7 protein-coding genes are annotated in these 6,167 nt (G+C 32.5%); all 7 read left to right on the top strand.

Annotated features, from left to right (window positions below; all coding sequences use genetic code 11):
• The first annotated feature begins 91 nt into the window (after nucleotides 1-91).
• Nucleotides 92-961 carry a hypothetical protein gene (locus SIN01_RS13595; RefSeq protein ID WP_029548303.1) on the top strand — a complete coding sequence of 290 codons (870 nt, stop codon included), beginning with the start codon at nucleotides 92-94 and terminating at the stop codon, nucleotides 959-961.
• A gap of 93 nt (nucleotides 962-1,054) precedes the next feature.
• Nucleotides 1,055-1,285 carry a hypothetical protein gene (locus SIN01_RS13590; RefSeq protein WP_029548304.1) on the top strand — a complete coding sequence of 77 codons (231 nt, stop codon included), beginning with the start codon at nucleotides 1,055-1,057 and terminating at the stop codon, nucleotides 1,283-1,285.
• A gap of 55 nt (nucleotides 1,286-1,340) precedes the next feature.
• A complete protein-coding gene (locus SIN01_RS13585; protein WP_010026818.1) occupies nucleotides 1,341-3,503 on the top strand; it encodes a KAP family P-loop NTPase fold protein in 2,163 nt (720 codons plus the stop codon).
• Nucleotides 3,504-3,856: 353 nt separating this feature from the next.
• Nucleotides 3,857-4,435, top strand: a complete 579-nt coding sequence (locus tag SIN01_RS13580) for a superinfection exclusion B family protein (protein WP_010026820.1) — start codon at nucleotides 3,857-3,859, stop codon at nucleotides 4,433-4,435.
• Between the two features lie 26 nt (nucleotides 4,436-4,461).
• Nucleotides 4,462-4,671: a hypothetical protein gene (locus tag SIN01_RS13575; protein WP_010026821.1), complete on the top strand. Its 210-nt coding sequence runs from the start codon at nucleotides 4,462-4,464 to the stop codon at nucleotides 4,669-4,671.
• The gene (locus SIN01_RS13570; RefSeq protein ID WP_010026822.1) at nucleotides 4,664-5,326 is read left to right on the top strand and encodes a DUF5677 domain-containing protein; all 663 of its coding nucleotides are present in this window, start codon (nucleotides 4,664-4,666) and stop codon (nucleotides 5,324-5,326) included. Before SIN01_RS13575 ends, SIN01_RS13570 begins: the two co-directional genes overlap by 8 nt.
• Before the next feature lie 179 nt (nucleotides 5,327-5,505).
• On the top strand, nucleotides 5,506-6,167 hold a 662-nt coding region (locus SIN01_RS13565; RefSeq protein ID WP_141306134.1), incomplete at its 3' end, for an AAA family ATPase.

The raw sequence follows: 6,167 nt of genomic DNA, 5'->3' as shown, positions 1-6,167 counted from the left end.
TTATGACTGTCCAGTTATTTAGAATGGAATATAAAGAGGCAGTTTTTTGCCTACATTATTAACTTTTAAAACTTTATAAGGGAGGTCTTTTATGGAAACGAGAATCTATGAAAGGGAAAAGTTATATAAAGAAGTTTGGGAAGAACCTATGACTACTCTTGCCACTCGTTATGGTGTCTCTGATGTTGCTTTACGTAAACATTGTATAAAAATGAATATCCCATTGCCAAAATCTGGGCATTGGACAAAAATGAAATCAGGTAAAAAAATTAGTATACCTCCTCTACCAGAACATAATGGTCCCGATAAAATAGAAGTGCCTGTTCAAACTTTTGATAATAGTGACCGATTTGGAGCGAAGATGTCTGAGATACTTTCATTTTTATCAAACGAAGAACATCAAAGAGTAACTCACTATTCTTTGGCATTAAAAGTTCCCGATAGACTAACAAAGCCTCATGATTTGATAGAAGGGACAAAACAGTATTATAGTTCTAAAAAAGGAACAACTCAAACTAAAGAAAGCCACGTTATTAATCTAAGTAAAATTTCAGACGAACTAAAAAACCGTGTTTATAGATTTTACAATACACTTTTTGTTGCTTTGGAACATCTAGGTTATACGGTTGAAAATGCACCAAAATCCTATGGGTACAGTAGAAGAGTTGTTGATAATGAATTGAGTATTTCTTTTGGTGGAGATCGTGTTCCTATCTTTATAAAAGAAATACAAACAAGAATTGACCATATACCAACGGATAAAGAATTAAAAAACAGTCTTTGGTCAATACCTTCTTATGATTACATAAAGACTGGTAAACTACATTTTGGCATTGATTCTTATCATGCTAGGCGTAAAAACTGGCGTGATACGGAAGCAAAAGTAATTGAAGATCAGATTGGTGAAATTGTTTTATGGATAATGGATGCTATACATGTTGAAAAAGTAAAAAGGATATAACGTGAAACTGAAAAACAGCGTTGGTTAGAAGAGCAACTAATTCGAGAGCAAATAGCTGAACGGAAGGAAAAGGAATTAAAGCAGTTAGAATTATTGGACCAATATGCACAGAATTGGGAAAAGGCTGAAAGGATTAGAAGACTGTTGGATGCAGTAGAATCAAAGTTTGCTAAGGTTGGTACTGAGGAAGAAAAACAAATTTTAAATGATTGGGTGAAATGGGCTCGGGAAAAGGTAGATTTCTTAGACCCGTTAGATAAGAAAGATGATAATATTTTAGGGAAGGGATTATGGTTATTCGATATTATAAAGCAAAAAGATTAGCAAAAAAAGTTTCAGGCATGGATATATACTGTGAAATGAAGGAAGGAATTTGTAAATGAAACCGCATAACTATTCATCGGATGCTCCAATATATGATGCTGCTCTCGACCGATTTAATCGTTTTCCATTTTCACAGAGAGTAGCCAATGTAATAGCTAAAAGAAATGATCCGAGTAGTATTGTAATAGGAATATATGGTGCTTGGGGTGACGGGAAAACCTCTGTCTTAAACTTTATAGAAGGGGAACTTCAAGCAGAGGAACACGTCGTTTGTTTAAAGTTTAATCCATGGAGATTTGGCGACGAAGACCAGATGCTCATTAATTTCTTCAACGACTTAGCTACAGCGATTGATAGGTCTATAGAAACTGGAAAGGAAAGAATAGGCAACCTTATTGAGAAATACGGTAAACCACTAGCATCTGTACTTGGTAAAGAGGAAGTTGTAGATGGAGTAAAATCGTTCTTTTCAGGTGCAGATATTGAAGAATTAAGAGAACGAATTGAAAACCTTTTAGAAGAGGAGAAAAAAAGAGTAGTAATACTTTTAGATGATATTGATCGACTCGAAAAAAATGAAATACATGCTGTGTTTAGATTAGTTAAGTTAACAGCAGATTTTAGATATACAGCCTATGTATTGGCATTTGATAAACATGTAGTATCGTCAGCATTACAAGAACGATACGGTGATAATGCTATAGGGACGGGAAATTCATTTTTAGAAAAAATAATTCAGGTTCCCTTAGAACTTCCATCAATAGAAAGCGAAGATTTAAGAAACTTTTGCTTTAATGAAATTGACCAAGTATTGAACTTCTCTAATATTGAATTAACTGAGGAAGATGTTAGGCAATTTGTAAGCAATTTCTCTAAAGGATTAGAAGCACACTTGAATACACCTAGACAAGCTAAGTTGTATTCAAATATCTTGTTGTTTTCTTTGCCTATATTAAAAGATGAAGCCAATGTTGTTGATTTAATGTTAATTGAAGGCATTAGGGTTCTATTGCCAGAAGTTTATGCTCTAATCAGAGACAATAGGGATTTATTTTTAAAAGATGGTACAAGTGGGTATGGCTATGATTATGACCAAAAGGAGAAAGTCAGAAGAAAAGAGAGAGTTGAATCAGCGTTAAATAAATTTACAAAAGAGGAAATGGAACAAATTATAGATTTGTTATGCTTTCTTTTTCCTAAGCTCAATAATGCCTTTAGAAATGTTCATTATGGGGGAAATTCGGAATTAAAATGGGGTGAAAAACAACGAATATGTTCTCCTCAATATTTTCAAAGGTATTTCACTTATGCGATAACTACTAAAGATGTTTCTGATTTAGCAATTAATGAATTATTAAAATTCAGTGAACATAATTCTCCAGAAGATATTGTATCTAAAATAAATGGAATTTTGTCTGAAAAGAATGCAGAAACTTTTATTTCAAAGTTAAGAAGGCTCAGTAAAAACTTCACTTTATTACAGTCAAAAAATTTAGCAATTTCTATAGCAAAGATAGGAAGTAATCTACCTAATCCTGTTCAGCTTTTCAGGTCAATGAATACTTTGGGACAAGGAGCAATATTTACTGGTGACTGTATAGAGAATCTGAATAGTAAAGATGAACAGTTCGAGTTAGCCAAAGATGTAATTTTTAATGCAGACACCTTATTTTTTGCTACGGAGTGCTTTTCTTGGTTCAGAAGAGATACAGAGGAACATCCAAATCCTCAAGGTTTCTCTGACGAAGAATACTCAAATTTGGCAGGCATCCTGGCTAAAAGAATATCTTTTGAGTTGAGTAACATTGACAATATCGAAATTGGAAAAATAGAGAACTTTCCCTATGTACTATCAATATGGAATGAGTATGGGGAGCCCAAAGAGGCAACGAATACAATCACACGAATAATACGTAGAGATAAGGATTTTGTGTTCGAGTTACTTAATTCTTATACCCCGACTGCATTTGGAGAATTTGGTTCAAGAAAATCAAGTTTTCGCAGAGACAATTATGATGCTATCCAAAAAGTTTTAGATCCAACTGTTATAGTGGAAGCTATAAATGAAGTCTATAATGATTTGGTAATAGATGAACGTTATCCAGAATTTTTGGATGTACCAAGAAATGAGGAGCTTTCTAGGCAGTTTTTGTGGATACATAATAAGTTTGCAGATGAAGAAGCAAATAAAGAGGAAATGGATAGCAGTATGGAATAATTAGAAATGAACATTTGTTAATCATCAAGAAAACCGTTAGGGATTCAATACTTATTTATAGTTTTCCAATCAAAAGTCAATACAAATTCGGGCTGAATTCAATATGGGTTCGGCCTTTTTTGATTTAATAATTACTGGCCCAATAATGCTTCAAAAATATCCCATACAGTTGTTATCCTTACTGTATCGTAGTATTCTGTTTCCATTTCGTGATGTTCCAAGGAGATTGTTCATTCTTTTATTATTTATTTTATCTGGTATGGGAAAAGACTATTTATCAAAAAAGAAGGAAGGAGAGAAGCGTGCAAAAGGTATAGTATAATATAAGAAAAGTACAATGTTTGGAGGATTTTATGAAAATAGATTTTAATATTAGTGAGATTCTTACCTTACCAACCACGATTATGGCTGCACTATCCTTAGCAAGTGGTATACTTCTGTTTTCACCAATATCCTTATTAGATCATATGTTCATGTTGGAATTTAGAGATAAATATGGTTTCATCATCGGGATAGTTTTCATTGTTTCAGTATGTATCCTAATAGTCAACTTGATATACCAAACAGCTAAATCCATCTCTAATGCAAAAGCAAAAAGGAACTTTTATGCTAATGCAGAAAAAAGACTACAAAAACTTAATAACTATCAAAAAGCCATAATATATGCACTATATCAAGAAGATAATCGTACCCTGCCCCTACCATTACACGACGGTTCTGTTTTAGAACTTGAACAAAACTACATGATTGGTAAGGCAACTTCACAGTATATGGTTAGTGATTTAAACAATGCACTCTTTCCATATTTATTACAACCGTGGGTTTCGGATGAATTAAGTAACAAATCAAATTTATTATCCGAATTCAGAACAGCTTTTGAAATTCAATATGAAAAGGAATTTAACCAGCGGAGGGAAAATGACTATTATTAAAAATCTAGTGATAAAGAAGGAAGTAAGTGATAATAAGGTTTGGAGTGACGAATCTGGGGAATATTGATAAGGATTTAGACAAGATTGGATTAATTATAAGGAAACAAGAGGAAGTATTTGATTTAACCATTAAAGAACTAACAAAAAAATACGAAATAGTGCCAGACTATATTGTGTTTGCCATGCTTCTTTTTCGAAAGATAATTGAAAAATTGGATGCTGTTTATATTGATTGAAAATCAGTCAGAAAAAGCAGCAGAATCAATTTGCAGGGATCTATTTGAGAATCATCTGTATTTTAAATTTATAGTCGATCCTAAAGGAAACCAAAAGCAACGTGCACGAGCATATCATTACTCTTATCTTCAGGATCAACTTCATTTAGTAAATACTTTGTTGTCTAAAAAAGAGGATGGTAGACAGATAAGAAGATTTATGGGAATTGAGAATAGAGATGGGGATTTAGAAAAACTTGAAAAAGAAAGACTTAGAATCTCTAATAGTTTACAACGGGAAGAGTTTAAAAATATAAAATTAGAATGGGATTATCTTGTAAAAAAGAAAAACATAAACTACCCAAAATGGTATAGCCTTTTTAAAGGCCCTAGAAACATTAGAGAACTTGCAGCAAGGTGTGGGCATTTACCTGAATATTTAACTCTCTACAATATCTTATCAACACAAGTTCACACAACGAATGTACTTCATCAAATAGAAAATGTAAACGGTGTGGCTTTCCTTAGAAATTTAAGGATTCAAGATAATCCGGACCTGGTATTACAGTTTTCAAGGAGCTTAGGAACCTTCTCTTTACTTGAATATGTAAACTTTGTTTTACCCGAACAGACAGAGAGCATTCGGAAATGGACCATAAGTAATATCATTAAGTAATAATATTAAAGGAGTATCTCATAATTGGGATGCTTTTTTGTTTACAACAAAGTGTCGAAATATGGAAGTAACTGTTGGAATATTTGGTGTTTTGTTAGACTTGTTAAACTTTTCCTGTAAAATAGAAATTGACATTAGGCAAATTATATTGAAAGTAGGAAAAGTTTGGAGGGAGTAAATTGATAGAAAAGATTAGGATTAAGGAAGTAGCATCCTATGATTCAACGGGAATTGAAGTTAATTTGAATAAGATCAACTACATTTACGGAAGCAATGGTACGGGGAAAACTACTATTTCTGAATTGCTACGAAATAGTGTTAATCAAAAGTTCTCTTCTTGTAATATAGAATGGAAGCAAGGCAGCCCTGATTTTGATCTGTTTGTTTATAATAGAAATTTTGTTCAAGAGAATTTCAGTATCCACAACGATATTAAAGGTATCTTTACTCTCGGAAAAGAATCTACTGAAATATTAGCCTTAATTGATGGGAAATTGAAAGATGCAGAGAAACATCAGGACCGGATTGGAAGTTTAGAAAATAACATAAATCAAAAAAAAGAGCAGTTAGAAATCTTAAAAACAAATTTTACGAATCATTGTTGGGATTTAAAACAAAAGTATGACGAAAACTTTAAAGTGGCATTTACTGGTCTTCGAAATAATAGAGAGAAATTTATGGAAAAGTGCTTGAGTGAAGCCGAGAATAACAACAGTGAACTATATACATATGAAGAATTAAATAGAAGAGTGGAGTCCGTCTTTAAAAACTCACGAGTAAAAATCAGATCAATTCCAGAGATTCAATATGATGGTTCTTTAGAAGAACAATCAATATTTAA

This window comes from Sporolactobacillus inulinus (genome assembly GCF_006539285.1).
Lineage (GTDB): Bacteria > Bacillota > Bacilli > Bacillales > Sporolactobacillaceae > Sporolactobacillus > Sporolactobacillus inulinus.
Note: the sequence above shows the minus strand (reverse complement) of the source record. Positions and strands in the feature narration are given on the sequence as shown.